Source organism: Sneathiella chungangensis (genome assembly GCF_009882935.1).
GTDB lineage: Bacteria > Pseudomonadota > Alphaproteobacteria > Sneathiellales > Sneathiellaceae > Sneathiella > Sneathiella chungangensis.
Window position 1 is genome coordinate 1103539 of the sequence record NZ_WTVA01000015.1, and the last position, 19790, is coordinate 1123328.

19 protein-coding genes are annotated in these 19790 nt (G+C 55.9%); 8 read left to right on the forward strand and 11 right to left on the reverse strand.

Annotation, left to right across the window (positions count from 1 at the left end):
• Positions 1–3 precede the first annotated feature (3 nt).
• Complete coding sequence (locus GQF03_RS18360; RefSeq protein WP_161340748.1) at positions 4–1782, reverse strand: adenylate/guanylate cyclase domain-containing protein; 1779 nt, start codon at positions 1780–1782, stop codon at positions 4–6.
• A 136-nt stretch (positions 1783–1918) separates the two neighbouring features.
• Here GQF03_RS18360 and GQF03_RS18365 point away from each other — a divergent pair, with 136 nt between their 5' ends.
• The 3 genes from GQF03_RS18365 (at position 1919) to ggt (ending at position 4551) form a co-directional block, all read left to right on the forward strand.
• Complete coding sequence (locus GQF03_RS18365; protein ID WP_161340749.1) at positions 1919–2506, forward strand: hypothetical protein; 588 nt, start codon at positions 1919–1921, stop codon at positions 2504–2506.
• A 125-nt stretch (positions 2507–2631) separates the two neighbouring features.
• Positions 2632–2847: a DUF4170 domain-containing protein gene (locus GQF03_RS18370; protein ID WP_161340750.1), complete on the forward strand. Its 216-nt coding sequence runs from the start codon at positions 2632–2634 to the stop codon at positions 2845–2847.
• 114 nt (positions 2848–2961) lie between these two features.
• The gene (ggt, locus tag GQF03_RS18375) at positions 2962–4551 is read left to right on the forward strand and encodes a gamma-glutamyltransferase (protein WP_161340751.1); all 1590 of its coding nucleotides are present in this window, start codon (positions 2962–2964) and stop codon (positions 4549–4551) included.
• Between the two features lie 20 nt (positions 4552–4571).
• Here the strand turns inward: ggt and GQF03_RS18380 are convergent, their stop codons facing one another.
• From GQF03_RS18380 to argS, 4 genes are all read right to left on the reverse strand, one after another.
• The gene (locus tag GQF03_RS18380) at positions 4572–6296 is read right to left on the reverse strand and encodes a SulP family inorganic anion transporter (protein WP_161340752.1); all 1725 of its coding nucleotides are present in this window, start codon (positions 6294–6296) and stop codon (positions 4572–4574) included.
• 9 nt (positions 6297–6305) lie between these two features.
• On the reverse strand, positions 6306–6749 hold the full coding sequence (locus tag GQF03_RS18385) for a MarR family winged helix-turn-helix transcriptional regulator (protein ID WP_161340753.1): 444 nt from the start codon (positions 6747–6749) through the stop codon (positions 6306–6308).
• A gap of 94 nt (positions 6750–6843) precedes the next feature.
• A complete protein-coding gene (fbaA, locus tag GQF03_RS18390) occupies positions 6844–7914 on the reverse strand; it encodes a class II fructose-bisphosphate aldolase (protein ID WP_161340879.1) in 1071 nt (356 codons plus the stop codon).
• An 81-nt stretch (positions 7915–7995) separates the two neighbouring features.
• Complete coding sequence (gene argS / locus GQF03_RS18395) at positions 7996–9765, reverse strand: arginine--tRNA ligase (protein ID WP_161340754.1); 1770 nt, start codon at positions 9763–9765, stop codon at positions 7996–7998.
• A gap of 300 nt (positions 9766–10065) precedes the next feature.
• Between argS and groES the strand changes: the two genes are divergently transcribed.
• The gene (gene groES / locus GQF03_RS18400) at positions 10066–10353 is read left to right on the forward strand and encodes a co-chaperone GroES (protein WP_161340755.1); all 288 of its coding nucleotides are present in this window, start codon (positions 10066–10068) and stop codon (positions 10351–10353) included.
• Between the two features lie 31 nt (positions 10354–10384).
• Positions 10385–12031 (forward strand): chaperonin GroEL, encoded by a 1647-nt coding sequence (gene groL, locus GQF03_RS18405; protein WP_161340756.1) that lies wholly within the window; start codon positions 10385–10387, stop codon positions 12029–12031.
• Positions 12032–12096: 65 nt separating this feature from the next.
• On the opposite strand, the gene GQF03_RS18410 is transcribed toward groL, so the two are convergent.
• From GQF03_RS18410 to GQF03_RS18430, 5 genes are all read right to left on the reverse strand, one after another.
• Positions 12097–12720: a DUF938 domain-containing protein gene (locus GQF03_RS18410; protein WP_161340757.1), complete on the reverse strand. Its 624-nt coding sequence runs from the start codon at positions 12718–12720 to the stop codon at positions 12097–12099.
• Complete coding sequence (locus GQF03_RS18415) at positions 12717–13193, reverse strand: periplasmic heavy metal sensor (RefSeq protein WP_161340758.1); 477 nt, start codon at positions 13191–13193, stop codon at positions 12717–12719. Before GQF03_RS18415 ends, GQF03_RS18410 begins: the two co-directional genes overlap by 4 nt.
• A complete protein-coding gene (locus tag GQF03_RS18420; protein WP_161340759.1) occupies positions 13180–13632 on the reverse strand; it encodes a hypothetical protein in 453 nt (150 codons plus the stop codon). The genes GQF03_RS18415 and GQF03_RS18420 overlap by 14 nt, the downstream gene beginning before the upstream one ends.
• The gene (locus GQF03_RS18425; protein ID WP_161340760.1) at positions 13629–14240 is read right to left on the reverse strand and encodes an RNA polymerase sigma factor; all 612 of its coding nucleotides are present in this window, start codon (positions 14238–14240) and stop codon (positions 13629–13631) included. The genes GQF03_RS18420 and GQF03_RS18425 overlap by 4 nt, the downstream gene beginning before the upstream one ends.
• Before the next feature lie 89 nt (positions 14241–14329).
• Complete coding sequence (locus GQF03_RS18430; RefSeq protein ID WP_161340761.1) at positions 14330–14902, reverse strand: bactofilin family protein; 573 nt, start codon at positions 14900–14902, stop codon at positions 14330–14332.
• Positions 14903–15099: 197 nt separating this feature from the next.
• Between GQF03_RS18430 and GQF03_RS18435 the strand changes: the two genes are divergently transcribed.
• On the forward strand, positions 15100–15303 hold the full coding sequence (locus GQF03_RS18435; RefSeq protein WP_161340762.1) for a DUF2842 domain-containing protein: 204 nt from the start codon (positions 15100–15102) through the stop codon (positions 15301–15303).
• A 329-nt stretch (positions 15304–15632) separates the two neighbouring features.
• On the opposite strand, the gene GQF03_RS18440 is transcribed toward GQF03_RS18435, so the two are convergent.
• Positions 15633–16391 carry an alpha/beta fold hydrolase gene (locus tag GQF03_RS18440; RefSeq protein ID WP_161340763.1) on the reverse strand — a complete coding sequence of 253 codons (759 nt, stop codon included), beginning with the start codon at positions 16389–16391 and terminating at the stop codon, positions 15633–15635.
• A 22-nt stretch (positions 16392–16413) separates the two neighbouring features.
• Here GQF03_RS18440 and GQF03_RS18445 point away from each other — a divergent pair, with 22 nt between their 5' ends.
• Both GQF03_RS18445 and thrS read left to right on the forward strand, forming a co-directional pair.
• The gene (locus GQF03_RS18445) at positions 16414–17595 is read left to right on the forward strand and encodes a glycosyltransferase family 4 protein (RefSeq protein WP_161340764.1); all 1182 of its coding nucleotides are present in this window, start codon (positions 16414–16416) and stop codon (positions 17593–17595) included.
• A gap of 151 nt (positions 17596–17746) precedes the next feature.
• Entirely contained in the window at positions 17747–19678 is a 1932-nt protein-coding gene (gene thrS, locus GQF03_RS18450; RefSeq protein WP_161340765.1) for a threonine--tRNA ligase, read from the forward strand.
• Positions 19679–19790 lie beyond the last annotated feature (112 nt).

Sequence of the window (19790 nt, forward strand, 5' to 3'; positions counted from 1 at the left end):
GGATCAATCCAGACGGTAGATCGTGACGGGATCATGCCGGCCCTTCAGCCGGTAATCCCCGATCCTTTCCGCCTTTACATCGGTGGTGGCCTCGAAGGTGGCATCGGTCACGAGTATCAGGACGTCATCGGTCTGATCGGGGGAGAGTGTTTTGCCATACTGCTCCATCCGCTGGGCGATATTCACCGTGTCGCCGACAACGGTGTAGTTGAGCCGGCCCGCCGATCCGATATTGCCGACGACCAGCGGTCCGGTATGAATTCCGATGCGCATATGCACATCGCCAAGGCCCTGTTTTCTGCGCTCTTCATTGTCCGCGATAATGGCTTTTTTGATGGCGAGACCGGCGCGGCAGGCGCGGGCGGCGTGGTCCGGCTGATGATCCGGCGCGCCCCAGAACGCCATTACGGCATCGCCGATGAATTTGTCGACAGTGCCGCCCTCCGCCTCTATGCAGCTTGTCACGAGTTCGAAATGGTGATTGAGGAAGTCGGCGACGTCTTCCGACGACATGCTCTCGGCCTGCGGCGTAAATCCGGCGATATCCGTGAACATCACCGTCACGACGCGCTCTTCTGACCTCGCCTCCCCGCTTTCCATCAGCTTGCGGACAAGGGACTTTGGCACGTAGGTCTCGAACCAGGTGAGTCCGCGCAGCATGCGATTATAGGCGTTATTCGCTTCATCGACCTCGGTAAACCGGCTGCGGGGGAGAGATTTGACGGTGCTGAAATCGAGCTGTGAGATCTGCCGGGATGCGGCGGATAAGGCAAGCACGGGGCGGGAAATGCGCCGCCCGATCACAATTGCGACGACAGCGCTGAGCAGCATGATACCGAGTCCCGCAAATCCGGCGATCATCAGCCGGCGCAGCTCGACCGCGACATCGTCATTGAGAATGTAATAGCCAATCGTGAAGGGCCGATCGGCATATCCCTCCAGGTCCTTATAGACGAAGATATATCCCTTTCCACCCACCTCCAGGTAATGGCTGTTGAAAGTCGCGTCATCGCCCAGCAATTCGAGCTTTTCCCCGTTCTTCGACCAGATGTTCCGCAATACGGGATCGTCTATTTCTTCGAGCTTCGGAATGACATTATCCATGCTGAGGCCCGTATCCGGTTTGTCGATGCCCTCCTGCGTCAGAACGCGGCCTGTTCCATAGAGAATAAAGCGTTTGCCGTTGGTCAGCAGGGGACCCGCATTCATCCTGGCATTGACGATTGTTGCCGGGACAGTCGCAATCAGCGCGCCGATAAATTCACCATCCCGGATAACCGGCTCTCTATAATTGAGGACTGTCTCCGCCAGCGTCGAAACATAGACAAGCGGGCCCCAGCTCCCGTCCTTGCGGCCGGAAATATCGGCAAGGCCCCGCCTTGCAACCGGATCGTTGCTTTCATCAAGGGTAATCACCCGGCGGCTTGTGCGGTTGGCGGCGGTCACCTGAAAATTGGGGGCAACGAAAGTGAGAGAGGAAATCTGCGGCGTTCCGGCGAGGGCGCCCAGAAGAAAGTCGGAGAGCTGATCCCTGTCGTCGATTTTCAGCTGGCCCGATGTGATCAACCGCGAGATATAGGTTGTCTGAAAAGCCGCCGGATCCAGAAGGTCACGAAGGTCGTATTCCGTTGTCTTCATCGCCGCTTCGGCCTTGTCCGTCAGGAGGTCGCGCGTATTGCGAAGGCCTGATACAAGGCTTATACCGAGGACAATAACGACCGTGATGACAACCAGCGTACCGAAGCTGACGGCGAGGACCGTCGCGATCGGCAAGGATTTCATCGGTTTATCCGGTGAGGTCGAAATCGGCATACTCCTGAAAAGCGAATATTCTGCCTTAGCATGAGACGTGACGGCGTTCAAAGCCTAACCTGCGCCCTTTAGTAGACAAAATTCCGTAAGTCGGTATACTCGCGCCATGAATCTGGTCGTTGCGTTCGAAGCAATTTTGGTGGTTTGTTGCCTGATTTCCCTGAATCTGGCGCGCCAGGCCTTTTTTCCAGCCAGTCTTTTCTGGGCTTTCGGTATTATAACCATTGGCATTACGGCGACCCTGGGCGGCTTCAAGTTCGCCGGTTACAGTGGTGTCGAGACATATCACACGACAGCCAAATATTTTTCCGGATCGATCGGAATCGCTGCCTTGACCCTTGGCGCCGTCGCGGGCCTGTTCGCGAATTTCTTCATCCGATTTTACTGGTGGATATTGCTGCTTTTGATTGTCGTCCTGTGCGTGGCGATGCTACTGGGGCAGTGGCGGCTGTCCTCAAATATCCAGATGGGGCTGGTGGGCGTCATATTGCTCGTCGGGCTGGTCCGGCTGATATCGTCGGGAATGTTGGCGGTATATCTTCTTCTGGCCGTCGGCTGCCTGCTGCTTTCCGATATTGCCGTCAAATGGCTTGCACTGAATAGCGGAATGGAAGAGGTCAATATCTATCACGTCCTGATATCGCTCGCCGTGGTCTCGTTCGGCCTGTCGGCATCGCGCGATAACTGGGAGTAAAGATTTTCGTCATATTGCATGCCGCGCATTGCTTCTTTGAATATTCCCGCTATAACCGGCGCATATTATTTAGGAAACCCGTCGTCTGATCGACGGGGGATCAAACTTTAATGTAAAGAGGTGTCATGACGGAGACGGCTTCAAAGTCTGAAAACGGATTGTTCGTTGTATTTGGCGGCAAAGTGGCGGACACGCGGGGCAAGGATTTCATTGATCTGAAGGAAATGGATGTCCGGGGTTTTTTCGACAACTACGATGACGCCCTCGCAGCCTGGCGGGCGGCAAGTCAGTTGCAGGTGGATGACGCCTTCACAAAATATGTGATTGTCCGTCTCTGGTAGTCGAACTTGTTCCGTACCGCGGAAAAACTTCCAAAACAGTCTTTGCGCTTTTGCACATCGTCCTGACATGGCGTAATCTACGTCGTCCCCAACAATAAAGAAAAAAGGTGTCCCTTGCGCAATTTCTATCAAGCCGGCCGTTCCGTGACCTATGGTGTGAATGGCGCTGTCGCCACGTCGAGTACGCATTCCAGTCAGGCCGCCCTCAGCATTCTTAAATCGGGCGGTAACGCGATGGATGCCGCCATTGCGGCCTGCGCCATTCAATGCGTTGTCGATCCGATGCAGACCGGCATCGGCGGGGATTGCTTTGCCCTTGTTGCCGTGGGCGGCGGCGGCGACATCGAGGGGCTGAATGGGTCCGGCAAGGCGCCGGCGGCGTTGAGTGCGGATTATCTGATGTCAAAGGGCATCAACAAACTCGACCCCGAGAGCGCTCATTCCGTCACTATTCCCGGCGCGATTGTTGCCTGGACGCGGCTCCATGAAAAATACGGCAGTATGGATTTCGCCGACCTTCTTGCTCCCGCCATTGACTATGCGGAAAACGGATTTCCGGTTACGCAGCGTACGTCTCTTGATTGGGAAATGGGCGTCAAGCGGCTTTTGAAGAACAAGGCAGCGAGTGACCTGTATCTGAAAGGCGGCAAGGCGCCAGCGGCAGGCTCCATCTGGCGATTGCCGAAGTTGGCCGCCACGCTCAAAGCCGTGGCGAAGAAGGGTCGTAGCGCCTTCTATGAAGGCGAGATCGCCGAACAGATGGCGGAAACTCTCCGGGCCGTCGGCGGTGTGCATGAGGCGGCGGATTTCGCGGCTACCCATGCGGATTTCGTCACGCCAATTCATTCGGAATATGAGGGTCACCACGTCCACCAGATTCCGCCGAACGGTCAGGGTATTACGGCGCTTATCATGTTGAATATCCTGAAAAGATATGATCACGACGGACTGGATCCCAACGGCGCGATGCGCCTGCATCTGGAAGCGGAGGCGGCGCGGCTCGCCTATCTTGCGCGGAACAAGTATGTCGCGGACCCGACCAAGGCGGACGTCCCCATCGATATGCTGCTCTCCGATGAATTTGCCGAACATCTCTGCGGCTATATAGAAGTTGGAAAAGCCGGCGATCCGACCGGCGCCAACGCGCTCGAGCGGCATCGCGATACTGTTTATATCTCGGTCGTCGACAAGGACCGTAACGCGGTTTCCTTCATCAATTCGCTCTTCCAGGGATTCGGCTCCGGCATCGCCTGCGCGAAGACCGGTGTGATCTTTCAGAACAGGGGATATGGATTCGTGGTTGATCCCGACCATCCGAACTGCATCGCGCCCGGAAAACGCCCGATGCACACGATTATTCCGGGAATGGTGACCAAAGGCGGAAAGGCGGCGATCAGCTATGGCGTCATGGGCGGCGGCTATCAGCCCGTGGGCCATGCGCATGTGCTCACGAATATCTGGAATTTCGGCATGGACGTGCAGGAAGCGATCGACAGTCCGCGCGCCTTTTACGATGCGGGTATTCTGGAAGTCGAGGAGGGCATCCCCGCCTCTGTCCGCGCGGAGCTTGTCGGCATGGGATATGAGCTTGCCGACACGACGATGCCGCTTGGCGGTGGCCAGATGATCGCCATCGATCCGGAAACGGGCGTTCTCTCCGCCGGCTCGGAAAGCCGCAAAGACGGCTGCGCCATCGCCTATTGATGGCGGTCGAGGCTAAAGGGTTACGGTTTTTCCGACTGACGGGCGAGGGCGAAGCGTTTCGCGTCCTCGAAGCTGGCGGCCAGCAATAGATTGCCGCCATTCTTCTCCTCCTGCATCCGCGTGAGCAATTTGAGCGGCGTCGGCTGCGCTTCGGAAAGTATGATCACCTGACCTTTGCTGAGGCTGCGGTCGACAAAATCCGAAAGCGCCGTTGCGCCGGTTGCGTCAATCATCGGGACCTTGGCGAGACGGAGGATGATAACCTCGGTCGTGACGTCAATCCTGTCCAGCACGTCGGCGAGAAGCGAAACGGTGCCGAAGAAAAACGGGCCGGTAATCTCATAGGTCTCTATCCCTTTGGGCAGTCCGTGGCCCGGAACATAGGCGCTTTGGGACGAATCTGCGAGATCATCCCGGTCGCCTTCGAGGAGGGTCACATGGGTCGCGATTTCCACAGCCCCGGCCATCCTGTGCATAAAGACAAGCGCCGCAAAGACAACGCCGACTTCAATAGCGACCGTGAGATCGACAAGCACGGTGAGAAGGAAGGTTGTGACAAGCACAAGCCGGTCGCCCATGGGCGCTTTCAGGAGATTAACGAAGCGGTCAAATTCGCTCATATTCCAGGCGACGATCACCAGAACGGCCGCAAGGCAGGCGAGGGGCACATAGACGGCGAGCGGCGCGAAGAGCAACATGATCAGCAACAGGAAAACCGCATGCAGCATACCGGCGACCGGCGTGCGCCCGCCCGACTTGATATTGGTGGCGGTTCGCGCGATGGCGCCGGTGGCGGGCATGCCGCCAAAAAAGCCGGACGCCATATTTGCTACTCCTTGCGCCACCAGCTCACAATTGGACCGGTGACGGCGACCGGTCATGCCATCGGCGACGACGGCGGAGAGCAGCGATTCCACGCCGGCGAGAAAGGCAATGGTGAAGGCGCTTGGCAAAAGTGCCGGTATCTCCTGCAGGCTGAATTGGGGCAGCGACGGTGCCGGTAGAAATTTCGGAAGGTCGCCAAACTGTGAGCCGATGGTTGCCACCGGCAGGCTGAAAAGCACCGCGATGACTGCGCCGAGCATCAGGGCGACCAGGAATCCGGGCGCTTTGGGCATATAAACGCGCATCAGGATAATCAGCGCGAGCGTAGCGGCCGCAAGACCGGATGTGATGGGGTCAATGCGGGACAGGCTGGAAAGATAGGTCGTCCATTCGCCGATCACATTGGCGGACAGCCCGTCTATGCCAAAACCAAAGAAGGCATTTAGCTGACTTGAGAAGATGATAACGGCGATTCCGCTCGTGAAACCTGTGACGACCGGCTGCGGGATATATTTGATGAAGGTGCCAAGGCGCATCAGGCCCGCGATGACCAACATGAAGCCCGCCATGATGGTCGAAACGATCAAGCCGTCGTAGCCGTGCCGATTGATGACGTCGAAGACAACGACGACAAAGGCGCCCGTCGGTCCGCCGATTTGAAACCGGCTCCCGCCGAGGGCGGAGATGAGAAAACCCGCGATGATCGCCGTTATCAGACCCTTGTCGGGCGTCGCACCGGATGCGATCGCCAGTGCCATGGCGAGCGGCAGGGCGACAATCGCAACGGTCAGCCCGGCGATGGCGTCATGGCGCAAATCCGTCCATGAATATCCAAGACGGAGGAGAGTATAGAGCTTGGGTACGAAGAGATGCCATGTCGGCGCACTCTTGGCTGTTTTTGCCTTATCATTTTGGTACATGTTTTTGCGTTATGTCCGCTCTTGCGCGTTGAGGAGGTTGGTCTTGACCTGATCCAGCAGTGACAACAGTTTCTCCTGATCCTGCTTGGAGATGCCGGCAAGGGCATCGGCGCGAACGCCGGCACCAACCTGTTCAAGTTCGGAGAGAATTGGCTGGGCCGATTCGGCGAAAAATATCCGGAAGACGCGCCGGTCCTTCGGATCTTTCCGGCGGACAACGAAGCCCCGCTGCACCAGTCGGTCGATCAGTCGGCCGACCGTCGATTTATCCAGCTCCAGATACTCGGCCAGTTCCGTCTGGGTGATCCCTTCGCGGCGGTCAAGAACGCCAAGGGCGAGCCATTTCGCCCGTGTCAGATTATAGGGGTCAACCCGCCGGTCAATGAGTGTGCGCAGTAAATGCGCGACCTCGTGAACCAGCGTGCCCAGGGTATTTTCATCCTTGCTCAGCATAATCCCGGCAATATAGTTGCTATACCTACTATTGGCAAGGCAACAAAAAAGGCCGCGCAATCTGCGCGGCCCTTTCCTGGTAATCCGGAGGTGTTTACACGTCGGCGATCGACTTGCCGGTGGCGCCCAGCTCCTGGCAGGCCTGCTGCACGCGATCGGCCATCGACTTTTCGCATTCCCGCAACCAGGCGCGCGGATCGTAGTGTTTCTTGAATGGCGTGCCGTCAACCGGGTCGATCTGGTATTTGAAGGCTTTCGGATGCGCCTCCACATAATCGCCGACCGGTTTGGAGAAGGCGAACTGCGTGTCGGTGTCGACATTCATCTTGAACACGCCATAGCTTACGGCCTCTGCAATTTCTTCGGGGCTGGAGCCGGAGCCGCCATGGAAAACGAAGTCGAGTGGCTTTTCCTTCGTGTCGTAAATACTTTGCACGTGCTGTTGCGACGCCTGGAGGATTTCGGGGCGAAGTTGGACATTTCCCGGCTTGTAAACGCCATGTACGTTGCCAAAGGCCGCGGCGACAGAGAAATGCCCGATTGGCGAGAGGCGTTCATAGGCCTGCAATACTTCTTCAGGCTGGGTATAGAGCTTGCTGTTGTCCATGGCATCGACATCACTGCCGACGCCATCCTCCTCGCCGCCGGTCACGCCAAGCTCGATTTCGAGGCTCATGTCGATTTTTGCGAGGCGTTTCAGTATGCGTTCGCATTCCGCGAGATTTTCCTCAATCGGCTCTTCGGAAAGATCCAGCATATGGGAACTGAAAAGCGGTTTTCCGGTCGCAGCAAATTCGGCTTCGCTCGCATCAATCATGCTTTCCACCCAGGGAACAAGTCCCTTGTTCGCATGGTCGGTATGCAGGACGACGCAGATGCCATATTCTTTGGCCACGGTATGCGCGTGACGGGCGGCCGAGATTGCGCCGACAACGCGGGCCTTGTCGACATCCTTGATGCCCTTGCCCGCAAAGAACTGCGCGCCGCCGTTGGACAGCTGAATGATAATGTCAGACTTGCTGAGCATTGCCCCTTCCAGTGCCGCATTCAGCGTATTGGTGCTGGTGACGTTGATCGCGGGCAGTGCAAAGCCCTGCGCCTTGCAGTTTCGAACGAGAGTCAGATAGTCGCTACCTGTAACGACACCTGGTTTAAGTTTCTTCATTTCCTCTTGCACGATGTATTCCTCTTGATTACGGGTTACGCAGTTTGCGCGAAAAGATATGAGACAAGTATTTAAAATTCTTTACATTCTTTCAGGAACGTCAATTCCGAGAACGAAAAGTATCTGCTCCATCTGCCGAAGCGTAATGGCGCAGAGACGGAGGCGGGACGCGCGGATGTCAGCATTCGCTTCACCCAGCACCGGGCATTCATGATAGAAGGCGTTGAATTCCTGACTTAAGGAATAGACGTGATCGCAGAGAATGTTAGGCGCGTTTTTCTCACTGGCTCCCGCCACGGCTTCCGGAAGTGCCGCAAGCGCCAGCATCAGGTTCCGCTCCGCGTCATGCGTTGCCATCAGGCGCCCGTCAACGAGTTTTTGTTCCGCCGCCTTTCGCAGCATCGACTTGATACGGACGGCAGCATACATCTGATAAGGACCCGTCCGGCCCTCGAATTTCGTAAATCTCTCCAGATCGAAGATGTAATTCGACATTCGCTGGTTCGATAGGTCGGCAAATTTGATCGCCGCAATGCCAACCTTTGTCGCGATATCGTCAAGTTCCGCCGGCTCAAAACGTTCGGCCATGCCGGTATCGCGGACCACCTTCCGCGCTTCGTCGACTGCGTCCTCTATGAGACTGCGCAGGCGAACGACGCCGCCATCGCGGGTTTTAAGCGGCTTTCCGTCGCGGCCATTGACGGTGCCGAAGCCGATATGTTCCAGATGGCATGCCGGTTTCAGGCTGTGGCATTTTCTCGCCGCGCGGAACACCTGCTCGAAGTGCAGGCTCTGCCGCGCATCGACCACATAGAGGATGCTATCGGGATCATGGAGTTCGCTTCGTATCTCGATGGTGGCCAGATCGGTGGTGCCATACATCACCGCGCCATCCGACTTTTCGAGAATAAGCGGCGGCATTTCCTTTTTATCGCCCTCTTCCGCCACATTGACCACGATGGCGCCTTCGGACATTTCCGAATAACCCTCCGCTTTCAGGCGGGCCAGCATCACCGGAATATGGTCGTTCGTATCCGCCTCGCCCTTCCATTCGGTGAACTGCGCGCCCAGCAGATCAAAATCCGTGCGCGTTTCGGCGATGGAGATATCGCGCATATGCTGCCACAGTGCGCGATAGCCGGGACGGCCCTTTTGCAGGTCGAAGGTGGCAAGGCGCGCCGCTTCAAGAAAGGCCGGATCCTCTTTGCTGCGGGCGGAGGCGGCGGGATAAATCTCCTGAAGCTCCTCGACCGTCACGGGCGACGTGTCGGGATAGGGCCCTGCGAATTTCTCATCGAAATAGGGCAGGTCGGGGTTTCGCCGCTCGATTTCCTTGATCAGCAGGCCCATGGGCAGGCCCCAGTCACCGAAATGCACATCGCTGATCACCTCATCCCCGAGAAAGACCCGCAGGCGACGGAGGCTTTCGCCGATGATGGTCGCGCGCAAATGCCCGACATGCATCGCCTTGGCGACATTCGGTCCGCCGTAATCGAGAATGACTTTCTGCGGTGTATGGAAGCTCCGGCATCCGAAATGAGGGTCTTCGGCAAGATCGCTGATATGGCCGAGAAGGAAATCATCGGTAAGCCGCATATTGATAAAGCCCGGCCCGGCGAGCGTAATCTCGGAAAATAGGCCTGACTTCTCGAGTTCAGCCATGACCTCCGCGCCGATATCCCGCGGGTTCCGCCCGGCCTGCTTCGCCGCCGCAAGGGCACCGTTGCACTGGAACTGGCCCAGATCGCGCCGCTGCGAGGGAAAGGTCGTGCCGAAAGAGGGATCGATTCCAACCGCCCCGAAGGCCTGACCGACGATGTGACTGAGTTGCGTAAGGAGGGATGTCGTCACGGAAATTTTGCGCCTTTTAACGATTCTTCACTTGTATGGACACCGCCCATAACTTATGTGCGGGGCAGGCGTTGGGGCTTTATCTACTGGAAAATCCGGATCACGCCAAGAAATTTGGCGCTCATTGACGGCAAATCGTCGAATAATTCACGGAACGACGGTTTACAAAGGAATTTTTTCTCATCCCTTGACAGCCGCTTAGCTTTTTATTACATCCCTAGCGAATTTGTTAGCACTCTTACCTGGAGAGTGCTAACAATCAATTTAACGACTACTTATTCTAGGATGAGGGAGACTTTAATGAAATTTCGTCCATTGCACGATCGCGTATTGGTGAAGCGCGTTGAGGCTGAAGAAAAAACAGCCGGCGGCATTATCCTTGTGGATAGTGCGCAGGAAAAACCATCTCAAGGCGATGTTCTTGCCGTGGGTAACGGCGCGATTGCGGAAGATGGAACCGTCCGACCGCTCGACGTGAAAGTCGGCGACAAGGTTGTTTTCGGAAAATGGTCCGGAACCGAGATCAAGGTCGACGGTGAAGACGTCTTGATCATGAAAGAATCAGACATCATGGGCATTTTGGCCTAAATCAGCACATTTGTGATTGAGGAAATTAGACATGGCAAAAGAAGTCAAATTTAACACAGACGCTCGCCGGCGCATGCTGAAGGGCGTAAACACCCTTGCGGACGCTGTGAAAGTGACCCTCGGCCCGAAAGGCCGCAACGTCGTTATCGACAAATCTTTCGGCTCTCCGCGCATCACCAAAGACGGTGTGACCGTTGCCAAGGAAATCGAACTTGAAGACAAGTTTGAAAATATGGGCGCGCAGATGGTCAAGGAAGTTGCATCCAAGACCAACGACATTGCCGGTGACGGCACGACGACGGCGACGGTGCTGGCCCAGTCCATCATCCAGGAAGGCCTGAAGGCGGTTGCCGCGGCCATGAACCCGATGGATCTGAAACGCGGTATCGACCTTGCCGTTGCCAAGGCTGTTGCATCCATTAAGGACATGTCCAAGCCGGTTTCCAGCCAGGACGAAATCGCCCAGGTCGGCACGATCTCCGCGAATGGCGAATCTGAAATTGGCAACATTATTTCCGAAGCCATGCAGCGCGTCGGCAACGAAGGCGTTATCACGGTTGAGGAAGCAAAAGGTCTCGCGACCGAACTGGACGTTGTTGAAGGCATGCAGTTTGACCGCGGTTACCTCTCACCTTACTTCGTGACCAATGCAGAGAAAATGGTTGCCGACATGGACAGCCCCTACATCCTGCTTCACGAAAAGAAACTCACCAACCTGCAGCCGATGCTGCCGCTTCTTGAAGCCGTTGTTCAGGCTGGCAAGCCGCTTCTCATTATCGCAGAAGATATTGAAGGTGAGGCTCTTGCCACGCTCGTGGTCAACAAGCTCCGTGGCGGCCTGAAAATCGCTGCGGTGAAGGCTCCGGGCTTCGGCGATCGTCGCAAGGCGATGCTCGAAGATATCGCGATCCTGACCGGTGGCCAGGTGATCTCCGAAGAACTCGGTATCAAGCTCGAAAATGTCGGTCTTGATATGCTGGGTACGGCGAAATCCGTTTCGATCTCCAAGGAAGAAACCACCATCATTGATGGTGCTGGTGAGAAGGCGGATATCGAAGGCCGTTGCAACCAGATCCGCAGCCAGATCGAGGAAACCTCCTCTGATTATGACCGCGAAAAACTGCAGGAACGTCTGGCTAAACTTGCCGGCGGTGTTGCCGTGATCAAGGTTGGCGGTGCGACGGAAACCGAAGTGAAGGAACGCAAAGACCGCGTCGATGATGCGCTTCATGCAACCCGCGCGGCTGTTGAAGAAGGCATTGTTGCCGGTGGCGGTGTTGCGCTGCTGTACGCATCCCGTGCGCTTGACGGCCTTAAAGGCGAGAATGAAGATCAGAACGTTGGTATCAAAATTGTTCGTCGCGCTCTTCAGGCTCCCTGCCGCCAGATTGCCGAAAACGCTGGCTCCGATGGCGCCGTTGTTGTCGGCAAGCTGCTTGAGCAGAAGAGCAACAGCTATGGCTTCAACGCCCAGACCGGCAATTATGGCGATATGCCTGCCGATGGTGTTATCGATCCGGCCAAGGTTGTCCGCGCTGCATTGGAAGATGCGGCCTCGATCGCTGGCCTGCTGATTACGACCGAAGCCATGATCGCCGATCTTCCGGCGAAAGACTCCGGCGCGCCGGCTATGCCCGACATGGGTGGCATGGGCGGTATGGGCGGCATGGGCTTCTAAGCTCTTCGCCATATCGAAGATAATCGGGCCGCCCCTCGGGGCGGCCCTTTTTCATGGCCCGGCTTTCAGGTTTTTTCGAAGAGATGCAAAAAATTATTCGCGGGCATCGGTCTTGCGATCAAATGCCGAATGCCGTTCTTTGACGCTTCGTCCATTACATCCCGGATGTCCCGCACGCCAAATTCGCCGTCACGCGCCTTCAACCAGCCATCGAATTCCTCATTGGACCGGGATGTGTGCTCGCCATCGTATTTGAAGGGACCGTAGAGAATAAGCCGTCCACCCTTCGGCAGGATGCGACCGGCACCCGCCATCAATCCTTCGCAGGTTTGCCAGGGCGAGATATGGATCATATTGGCATTAAAGATCGCGGTAATGGGCGCGCCATTGTAGTGAGCCTCTTCAACGGGCCAGAGCGGATCCGTCACGTCAAGCGTCACTGGCGGCAACAAGTTCTCAGAGGGGCTGTGGGCGATCCAGTCGGTAACGCTCTCCATCTGGTCTATCTCGCGGTTGCTGGGTTGCCACTTGACTGGCGTGATGCGGGGCGCGAAAAATACGGCATGCTCGCCGGTGCCGCTGGCGATTTCCAGCACCGTACCCGTCTCCGGCAGCCAGGCTTTAAGGACATTCAGAATCGGGGTCCGGTTTCGCTCCGTTGCGGGAGCGAATTGTCTGCGGTCCGTCATTCAGCGGCGTCTTTTTTCGGCTTTGGCGCTTTTTTCGGCGGGTGGAAGCCCTTCATGAAAAAAGCCGCGCGTTTGTCCTCCGGCAGAGATTTCGCGAGCTCCAGCATCGTCGCCTGTAAATAGCTTTCGATCTGGATCTGCTTGGCGATCATGTCCGCATAGGTCTGGTTGATGGCCGGAAGATCGAGAGTTTCGGCACTGAACAATTCCGCGAGTTTCTCACGATATTGACGGAACTCCTTGAAATAGGGACGGAGGCTGCTCCGTCTTTCCTTCCAGAGCTGCTCGAATTTTTCCTGCTGCTCATCGCCGAGAACGGTCGCGGCGGCCCGTCTGTCGAAATGAAACCTGTCGTGACGCCGCTTGTCGCCGTGATCAACCCATTGAGTGATGACGAAACCGCCGATGACGACATTAACGGCAAGCGACAAGATCAGCGCGGCGGAGAGTATTTTTTGCCTAGAGATTCTCATATTCAGTTTCCAAATCGATCATGGTTCCGCCGCTGAACACGGTATCATTCAGCGTATATTCATCACCATTGTTGAGAATATTGGGGCTCGAAAAACCCAGCAGGATACCGATACAGGCCGCCACTGCCATTCCCGCCGCAGGCTGCCAGAGGGAGCCGAAGGGCCAGAGGCTCCGGAAGAGAGAACCCTGGTTGATGTCCTCGGCATTGACCAGCACGCGACCCAGCAAATCCGACGACGCGACGATAGGCCGCGACTGTTCCTGAAGAAGCAGGTCGAATTTCTTTTCCTGGCGCAGCAGGCTCCGGGCAACATCGGAGGTCTCCAGCAGCCTTTGCATCATCTCGTGATCGGCCGCCGGCCAGGCTTCCTCACGCGCGCCGTATGTCTCTACGACCGCCTTGAACCGTTCAAGATCTGTCGACAGGATATCCTTCATCTGTCCTCTCCATCCATCAAGCGCCGGGCGGGCAGCAGCAGTTCCTTCAATTTACGCCGGCCCCGCGCAAGCAGGGATTCCAGAGCGTCAACCGAAATATCCATAATGGCCGCTGCCTCTATATTTCCACATTCCTCAAAATGCACCAGCGAAATCGCGATACGCTGCCGGGCCGGAAGCTTTTGCAGGGCTTCGGTGACTTTGTCGCCGAGCTGCTGCTGTGCCTTAATCTCTAGCACACCTGGCCTGGGATCTTCCACATCCGGAATTTCATCATCACTATACCGCTTTTGCTTGCGCAAATAATCAACACATAAATTATGGGTGACGCGATGCAGCCAGGTTTTTATCTGGGCTTTCGCCTGCCATTTCGGTGCCTGTTTCCACAGCCGGATAAAGGCCTCCTGCGCCATATCTTCAGCGAGGCCGTTATCTCCCAGAATACGCATCGCCAAGCGGTAGGATCCGTTAAGATACAGATCGGCAATGATCCGGCTCGCGGAAGCGTTGCCGTCGGCGACTTCCTGCATAAGCGCAGCATCTTTATCAATCTCGCTTAGACTATGCATCATCACCTGACGGTTCCATGGAAGGGCGGTCTGCCGCACGTCACGATTATCCATTGAACGGGCGGCAGGCAGAATTCCGTCGCGAAAAAGGCTTCAATGCGACGCAAGGACGGAAAAAACGGGGAAGCTTAGGCAGATTCCTTTTCTTCGTCAGCGTCAGCCGCTTCTTTCGACTTGTCCTTGCTGTTTTCCATTTCCGCGAGGAGGCTTCCCTGCTCCCCGGCGATTTTTTTCATTGTCCCGCCGATTTCTCCGCCCGGTTCAATCTCGATCTCGCCGTAGCTGATGTTACCGGTGACCTTGCCGGTCTTGCGGATGACGAGGCGCTTGCGGGCCTTCATGGTGCCATCAAACTGGCCGGAAATATCGGCCGTATCGATATCGACGGTGCCATTGAAGATGCCGCTCTTGCTGATCTCGATTTCCTTGCTGGTCATCGAGGCCTCGACCTTGCCTTCGACGATCAGGCGATCGCAGGAGGTAATTTCACCTTTCAGATGAATATCCGCGCCGACATGAAGCTTGCTGCCTTCCTTTTTTTCCTCTGCCCCCATGCCGTAGGGGGCGGGTTTCGGACGCAAACCATTATCAATGCCAAAGCTTCTTGTTCCGCCAGTTGTAGTCATCGGTTTTACTCTGCTTTCCAGTTTCTGTTCCGGTGTAGATGATGTTTCCTGCTTTTCCTCGGGAGCATCCGTCAATTTCGGTTTCTTGTGAAACATATTAATCCTCAATAGTACTCTTTCTAAATATGCCGGATTTGGCCATACAATAATGTCCGGCATGCGTTGGCTTTTTGTCAAAAATATGGCAATCGCCGCGTGTTTTCCTTTATGTGGCGCGCCACTATGGTTAACATGACGACTGTAATTAATACCGCAAAATTCGCTGGATGACGATGAACTCTCGAAAAATAATTGGGCTGGCAGGACTGCTCGTTCTTCTGACCGCCTATTGCGCAATATGCCTGTTCATCGCCGTGCAGTTTCTGCCCGCCAACAAGCTCGCGGAACTGATTTTTTATCCACTCGCGGGCGTCATCTGGATATTCCCGGCAATGAGAATAGTAAAGTGGATGCAATCACCGCCCGGTTCCAAGTAACGGCATAAAAAAAGCCGGACCGAGAGGGGGGATCGATCCGGCTTTATATTGCCTTTCGATGGGAGAGGGGGACTTTCCCAAGGATCAGCAAAGGTTTGATAGCGTCTGTACTAAGCTATACACCCTATTTGGTGCTTTTTTTATTAATGTCCAGTGATCGATATCACTCTTTTTTCAGGTGCGTAGCCGGATCAGGACGCCAAATCAATGTCGCCGCCAAATAGGTTTTTATTTTAATGGCTTAGCGAACAATCGCCTACTCGACTGCAAGTAAAAACTAGGCGAAAAATATGACCGATTTACGGCAGTTTAGTATAAATTTTCCTAAGCTAGCGCATATTGCCGATACGCTCCGTTGCCAGGATCAGACGCGTAATGTCATCCGGCTCGGAGAGGCGATGGTCGCCGTTTTTTATCAGGGACACGGTCACATCTTCGCTGACCAGCGCTTCCTGTATCTTGAGGGCGGTTTGCCAGGGTACGCTATCGTCCTTCATGCCCTGAAGCAGATGAACGGGGCAGGTCACATCGATCGGCCCGTCCAGCAAAAAGTTGCGCGGCCCGTCATCCAGAAGCTTTTTGGTAATGATATAGGGTTCGTCCGAATATTCCGATGGCTGTTCCCAGAATCCCTTGCTTTTGATCGCCTCTTTCCCGTCTGGCGGCATATCCTCCCACATGCGCGCGGTAAAATCCGGCGCGGCGGCAATACCGACGAATCCGGCAATGCGCTCCGGACGCAGCAACGCCATGCGCAGGCCGATCCAGCCGCCCATGGAAGAGCCGACGATAATTTGCGGGCCCGCCGTGCAATCGTCGAGGATCGCAAGCGCATCATCTGTCCAGCGGCTGATCGTGCCGTCGGTAAAATTACCGGTCGATTGCCCGTGCCCCAGATAATCAAATCGTGTATAGCTGCGGTGAAGGGCTTTCATCGCCTTTTCAAGGGCGGTGGCTTTTGTCCCTTCCATATCCGACATGAAGCCCGAGCAGAATATTACTCCGGGCGAGAAGCCGGCGGTATGATGATAGGCGAGGGATTGACCATCCGGCCGGGGCAGCATACTAGGTGTGTCAGTCGAAGTCATTTTTGAGCAATAGTAACCGTTGATGAACGAAACCGATCCCGAGCATAGCACTCCTTCACCTGAGGGTGAAAGGCGTCATCCGACTGTTTTGCAAATTCTGCCAAGTTTAAATGGCGGCGGCGTTGAGCGCGGCACCATCGAGATGGCGTCGGCGCTGAAGGAAAGGGGCTGGACACCTATCGTCGCTTCGTCTGGCGGGATCATGACTCATGAGCTGAAAAGGATCGGCGTTCGCCATATCACGCTTCCGGTTGCGTCGAAGAACCCGTTTGTCATGCGCCGCAATATTAGCCGGATCGCGGCGATCATTGAGGAATATGATGTTGATATCGTTCATGCGCGAAGCCGCGCGCCCGCCTGGAGCGCCTATTTCGCCGCGAAAAGGACCGGCGTGCATTTCGTAACCACCTTCCATGCCGCCTATAACCGCGGCGGTTATTTCAAGAACGCCTATAACGCGATCATGGCGAAGGGCGAGCGTGTCATTGCAATTTCCGATTTCATCGCCGACCATATCCGTGCGCATTATGATGTGGCGCCGGAGAGGATAGTGACCATTCCGCGCGGCGTCGATTGCCGTAAGTTCAATCCCGCCGCTATCCATGCCGAACGGATCATGGATATGTCGCGAAGCTGGGGTTTGCCGGACGGAGTTCCCGTGATCATGTTGCCCGGCCGTCTTACGCGGTTGAAAGGCCATACCACCTTTATCGAGGCGCTGGCGAGGATCAGGGACAAGGAATTTCTGGCGCTGCTTGTCGGCAGCACGGAAGGGCGGGAGGCCTATTGCGCGGAGCTCAACAAACTGGTGGTCTCCTTTGGTCTTGAAGGCCGGGTCCAGATAAAAGGGCATTGCGATGACATGGCGGTGGCGCTGATGCTTTCCGACGTTGTTGTCTCGGCAACCTCGGTACCCGAAGGCTTTGGCAGGATTGCAGTCGAGGCGCAGGCAATGGGGCGGCCCGTGATCGCGACGGCGCATGGCGGGTCGATGGAGACGATCCTCGACGGGGAAACTGGATGGCTGGTGCCGGTTGGCGACGTCGAGGCGATGGCGGATGCGCTGGCCGCGGCGATTGACCTGTCATCGGATGCGCGTGAAGCTGTGGCCTCGCGGGCGCGCCAGCATGTCCTCGCGCATTTCGCGATTGAGCATATGTGCGCTTCTACAATTGCACTTTATGAGGACGTGCTCGGAAACTAGTCTCTTCCGGGATGCAACCTTTTCCACGTTAATTGGGTTTCCCGGGCGGCTATCGCTTGACATGCCCCGCCAGTTTTCTAAAGTCCCCCGCATGATCGCGGATCCAGGACAGGGTGTTGTTCGGGACCGGTCATGGAATGGATGGTACCCAATGGCAAACGGACAAGTAGAGATTACGCTCCCCGACGGGAGCAAGCGGGTTTTCGATAATCCGGTTTCAGGCGCGGAGTTGGCGCAGGATATCGGACCGGGCCTTGCGAAAGCGGCGCTTGCGCTGCGCATTGATGGCGAGATGAAGGATCTGAAAACGGTTCTGGATCAGGACACTGCGATAGAAATTGTCACGTCGCGCGATGAGGATGAAGGTGTTCTTGAACTTCTGCGTCATGACGCCGCGCATGTGATGGCGGAAGCCGTGAAAGAGTTATATCCGGAAACCCAGGTGACGATCGGTCCGGCCATTGAGAATGGCTTTTACTATGATTTCGCCCGCAAGGAGCCCTTTACTCCCGACGATCTTGAAAAGATCGAAAAGCGGATGCATGAAATTGTCGACCGGGATGAGGAAATTACCCGCGAGGAATGGTCCCGCAACGATGCCGTCGAGTTTTTCAAGAACTCCGGCGAGCATTACAAGGCGGAGATTATCCATGCGATTCCGGAAGATCAGCCGATCGGCATCTATCGCCAGGGTGATTTTCAGGATTTGTGCCGGGGGCCGCATCTTCCCTCAACCAAGAAGCTTGGTCATGCCTTCAAGCTGATGAAGCTGGCGGGCGCCTATTGGCGTGGCGATTCCCGCAATGAGATGCTGCAGCGGATTTACGGCACCGCCTGGCGGAATGAGAAGGAACTGAAGGCCTATCTCCATCGGCTGGAGGAAGCGGAACGCCGCGACCACCGGAAACTCGGCCGTGAGATGGATCTCTTCCATTTGCAGGAAGAGGCCGTCGGCATGGTCTTCTGGCATGAGAAGGGCTGGACCCTTTACCGCACCCTTGAACGGTACCTCCGCCACAAGCTGGAAGAGGCCAACTATAAGGAAGTGAAAACCCCGCAGCTTGTCGATCGCAAGCTCTGGGAGGCGTCGGGCCATTGGGAGAAGTTCGGTGAGCATATGTACACCACCGAATCCGAGGAACGGACCTTCGCGCTCAAGCCCATGAACTGCCCCTGCCATGTGCAGATCTTCAATCAGGGCATCACCAGTTACCGGGATCTGCCGCTCCGGATGGCTGAGTTCGGGTCCTGTCACAGGTACGAACCATCGGGCGCCTTGCATGGCATCATGCGGGTTCGCGGCTTTACGCAGGACGATGCGCATATCTTCTGCACTGAAGACCAGATCATGTCCGAGACCGAAATCTTCTGCGAGCTCCTGCTCGATGTCTACAAGGATTTCGGCTTCACCGAAGTGAAGGTGAAATTCTCGGACCGACCCGCGGTGCGGGCGGGCGAGGACGCGATCTGGGATAAAGCCGAAGGCGCCCTTCGGGATGCAATCGAGGCGACAAATATCGCCTACACCATGAATCCGGGCGAAGGCGCCTTCTATGGCCCGAAGCTGGAATTCGTGCTGACCGACGCGATTGGCCGTGACTGGCAATGCGGGACGCTGCAGGTCGATTTCGTGCTGCCGGAACGTCTGAATGCCAATTATATCGGTGAGGACGGAGCGAAACATCGTCCGGTCATGCTGCATCGGGCCATTTTCGGTTCGATGGAGCGGTTTATCGGCATTCTGATCGAGGAATATGCGGGGCGCTTCCCGCTCTGGCTGGCGCCGGAGCAGGTGGTCGTCGCCACCATCACCGACGAGGCGGATGATTATGCCCGGGAAGTGCTGGCGGCGCTGAAGGCAAATGGGATACGCGCGAGCCTGGATCTTCGCAATGAGAAGATTAACTACAAGGTTCGCGAGCATTCTCTCGCCAAGGTTCCGGCATTGCTGGTTGCCGGCAAGCGTGAATCGGAAGAAAAGACAATCTCGATCCGACGGCTGGGTGAAAAACACCAGAAAGTTTTACCACTTGACGAGGCGATTGCCGCCCTCGTCGCGGAAGCAAAGGTGCCCGGGCAATGAATTGTTCCGGGCACCTAAAGAAGCTGTGGCAATAAATCATTAAAAAATATAGAGTAACAAGGTTAAACTCTTTCCGTGAAAGAGGACGTGGATCAATTATTCAAGGAGAAAG